Source organism: Caulobacter sp., assembly GCF_049283275.1.
Taxonomy (GTDB): domain Bacteria; phylum Pseudomonadota; class Alphaproteobacteria; order Caulobacterales; family Caulobacteraceae; genus Caulobacter.
In genome coordinates, this window is sequence record NZ_JBAPVS010000312.1 from 1 (window position 1) to 4,211 (window position 4,211).

Sequence of the window (4,211 nt, forward strand, 5' to 3'; positions counted from 1 at the left end):
GATGCTCCCCCTCCGGGGGAGCTGTCGCGGAGCGACTGAGGGGGTTTTCGCGGGCCCTAGAACTTCTGCCCGAACTTGACGCCCATCAGCCGCGGTTGGTTGGGCACCTGATAGACTTGGTTGCCGCAGATCGACTCGTTGCACTCGGCGTAGCGATAGAGGCTGGCGCGCTTGTCGAAGGCGTTCTTGACGAACAGCTCGACGCTCCAGTTGTCGCGGTCCAGGCCCGTGGTCAGGTCCAGCACGCCATAGGCCTTCTGTCGGCCGATCAGTTCGCGCTCGATGATCCGCAGGTCGGTCCAGCTGCCGGTCTGATAGACCCCGGCCGCCTGGACGTGGGCCCGGTAGTCGCCCCAGTCCCACTCGTAGCGGCTGGTCAGGTTGCCCTTGAACTTGGGGGTGATCGGCAGGACCGAGCCCTTGGGCGCCTCGGGATCGGGGCAGTCGGTGACCTGCTGGTCGTTGACCAGCGCCAGGCAGAAATTCTCGGTCAGGTGAGCGCTGGTGTAGGCCGCCGCGCCGGAGATCGTCCAACCGCGCATGACCGCCCAGTTGATGTCGGTCTCCACGCCCTTGACCCGCGCGCTGCCGGCGTTGCGCACCTCGGTCAGGCTGTTGGCGCCCAGCAGGCCGACCTGGAAGTCCTTCCACTCCTCGATATAGGCCGCGCCGTTCCAGCGCACCCGGTTGTCGAGCCAGGAGGTTTTCCACCCCGCCTCGTAGTTCTTCAGGAAGTCGGCGGTGTAGGGCGGCACCGTGCCGCGGCGATTGATGCCGCCTGGCCGGAAGCCTTCGGAATAGGTGGCGTAGACCAGTTTGTCGGAGTCGATCTTGTAGGTCAGGTTGACCTTCGGCGAGTTGCCGTTTTCCTTGATGCTCTTGTTCAGGTTCGTACAGGGCGAACCGTCGACGATCGGCGGACCGAAGCACTGCTTCTCGCCGGAGCTGAACGGGAAATCGATCCCAAAACCGAAGAACCCCTTCAGGCTGTTTTGCGCCTTGAAGAAGCGGACGCCGCCGGTCAGGGTCAGCTGGTCGGTGATGTCGAACGCCACCTCGCCGAACGCCGCCTGGTCTTCGTCGACCCGCTTCTGCTTGGTCAGCCACACGGTGTGGGGATAGCCGGTCACCGAGAAGTCCGTGCCCAGCCCGTCGATCTTGTAGTTCTGGAAGATGTTGTGCTTCTGCTGCTGGTAGAACAGGCCGCCGACGAAGCGGACGCGGTTCTCCTGCGGGCTGGAGATGCGGATCTCGTGGCTCTGCTTGCTGTAGCCGTCCCGGGCCTGGATGTACTGCGACGGATCCACCGGATCGCCGGCGTTGTCGGTATAGTACTGCCCGTAGGTGGTCAGGGTGTCGTAGAAGAACGAATAGTCGTTGTAGTCCGACGTGCTGTCGACCGTGCGCTTCAGGTATGAGCCGGCATAGACCACATCGAAATTGCTGATCTGGCCTTCGACGGTCAGGGCCGCCTGGCTCCATTTGTCGTTGGAGCCTTCGGGATAGTAGTGCGCCACCTTCAGGTCGCCCAGGCTGGGATCGAAGGCGAACAGGCCGTGCACCTTCTGCTGCTGGCCCATGATGCTGGGGGTGATCACCCAGTTTTCACCGGCCTCGATGCGCAGGGCCGCCCGCGCGCCATAGGTGTCGACGTCGTTGTAGTCCTTCTTCACTTGGCTGGCGTTGTCGCGGGTCACCTGCGAGGTCGGGAAGAAGCGTGACTGCGGCACGTTGTCGATATAGCCGCCGTCATGCTCGGCCCAACCGACCAGGCGCACGGCGACGGTGTCGCTGATCGGCTGGTTGACGAAGCCCTCGACCACATAGCCGGCGTCGCCCTTGGAGACCGTGTTGGCCTCCACGTCGTAGCCGGCGCTGAAGCCGGCGGTGCTGGGCTTGTTGGTGATGATCCGCACCGTGCCGGCCATCGAGCTGGCGCCGTACAGCGTGCCCTGCGGCCCGGACAGCGCCTCGACCCGCGCGATGTCGTAGACGTGGACGTCGAGCGCGCCCTGGATCGTGGTGATCGGCTGCTCGTCCAGATAGGTGCCGACGGTCGGCAGCGGGCCGGAGTGGTTGGCGTTGTCGCCGCTGACCACGCCGCGCATGAACACGCTGGAGAAGCCCGGCGAGGTGGTCTGGATCGACACGCTGGGCAGGAACTTCACATAGTCGTTGAGGCCGCTGACGTGGCGCTCTTCCAGGGTCTGGGTCCCCAGGGCCTGGATGCTGATCGGCACGTCCTGCAGGTTTTCCGAGCGCTTCTGGGCGGTGACGACCACCTCTTCCAGCGCCACCGCGCCGCTCGGCGCCGTCTGGGCGTGGACGGTCACGGTGGTCAGCATGGAGGACGCCAGGAGGGCGGTGGTCCAGATCGCCCCCTTGGACGATCCGTGCGTGTTACGCTTGGTCAACGGCATATCGCTCCCCCGAACTGGTTAGGTGAACGATGGTCTTCCTCGGTTTTTGTCCCCGCAAGGATCAAAATTCAAACAAACGTCAATTCGGCTGACTGTTGCAGAAATGGCAGGGTTCGCGGCGGCTGATCAAAATTCAGGCGCGGTGGGATAGCTGGATAGGACCGGTCCCAGAGCGGTCTTCAGCGGGTCCAGCCATGATTCGTAGTTCTGCCAATGCTCGACCGCATCCTTGAAGATCGGCCGACGGACCTGCTCTGAGCTTGCCGTGCGCACGGCGCGGTCGTTTTCGTGGAAGTTCAGGCAGGATTCCTCGAACGGCAGACCGCAATAGTCCAGCAGGGCGCGGATCTCCGCTTCCGGATCCTCGATCATCGACTCGTAGATCACCCGGTGCACGCGGCCGGGCAGCACGGCGTCGAAATGGGCCATCAGCTCCACATAGTCGGCGTAGTAGCGGCCGATGTCCTCCAGGCCGTAGCTGAAGTTCTGACCGCGGGCGAAGTGCTGCTTGAAGCCCGAGAAGCAGCAGCCCATCGGGTGGCGCCGCGCGTCGATGATCTTGGCGTTGGGCAGCATCAGGGCGATCAGGCCGATATGGGCGAAGTTGTTGGGCATCTTGTCGATGAACAACGGCCGGTCGGTCTTGCGCTGCACGCGGGTGCGGTCGAGGAACTCTTCCCCCAGCGCCTTGAGATCCTCCGGACTCAGGGCGGCCAGGACCTCGGGATAGGCGGATTCCTCCTTGGTGTTCTTGGCTCCGCCCAGCCGCCGGGCCATCGAGGTGACGTCGGGCAGCTCCATCGTGCCCTCGACCGCCGAGTGGCTGGCCAGGATCTGCTCGATCAGGGTCGAGCCGGCGCGCGGCAGGCCCAGGACGAAGATCGGGTCCGGCGCGGGGCATCCCTGCCCGGCCCGCGAAGCGAACAGGTCCGCGGTCAGCGCCGCCTTGCTGCGCGCCACGTGCTGGGTCATCACGGTCGGATCGTAGTGGATCTGGGCCCGCCGCACTTCGGCGCCCTTGGCGTAGTGGGCGAAGGATTCGGCGTAGCGGCCGGCGTCCTCGTGGGCCTTGCCCAGGGCGTAGTCCAGATGCAGGCGGTCGTCCTCCGACAGGTCCTGGCGGGCCAGCTGGGCCTGCATCGCCGTCAGGTCCTGGTCGGTGAAGCGGTAGGTCTTCATGTTGGCCAGGCTCCACCAGGCCTCGCCCAGGGACGGGGCCAGGTCGACGGCCTTGCGGTAGGCGCTCGCGCTCTCGGCGGAGCGGCCGACGGTCTTCAGGGCGTGGCCATAGCTCATCCAGCCCTTCGCCTGTTGGGGATAGCGGGCCAGCACGTCCTCGTAGAGGGCGATGGCCTGGGCGTACTCGCCGATCCGCGCCAGGGCGGCGGCCTTGAGGTTGGCGTAGGCGGGATTGCGCGGCTCGGCGGCCAGCAGCGGGTCCAGCTGGGCCAGGGCCTCTTCCGAGCGGCCCAGCCGGTAGATCACGGTCGCCAGGTTGTAGCGGGCGGCGGTGAAGCCGGGGGCGATCTCCAGGCAGCGGACCAGCAGGGTCTCGGCCTCCTCCTGGCGACCCAGGCGGGCGACGGCCTCGGCCAGCATGCGCAGCGCCGCCGGCTCGTCGGGCCGGGTCTCCAGCAAGCTGCGCAGGATCGTCTCGGCGTCGCCAGGCTTGCCGTCGACCAGGGCGGTGGCGGCGGTCATCAGGGCCGGGTCGCGGGTTCCGCCCTTGATCTGCCGGGCCCGGGCGGCCTGGGCGCCGTCGTCGTCGCCGACCTGCTCCAGGGCCTCGGC

The 4,211-nt window shown here is 66.2% G+C and carries 2 protein-coding genes; both read right to left on the reverse strand.

The window, feature by feature from the left end; all coding sequences use genetic code 11:
• Positions 1-56: 56 nt before the first annotated feature.
• Complete coding sequence (locus WAL33_RS17780) at positions 57-2,420, reverse strand: TonB-dependent receptor (RefSeq protein WP_422182851.1); 2,364 nt, start codon at positions 2,418-2,420, stop codon at positions 57-59.
• A gap of 126 nt (positions 2,421-2,546) precedes the next feature.
• A partial coding sequence (locus WAL33_RS17785; RefSeq protein ID WP_422182852.1) for a tetratricopeptide repeat-containing sulfotransferase family protein occupies positions 2,547-4,211 on the reverse strand: 1,665 nt, incomplete at its 5' end.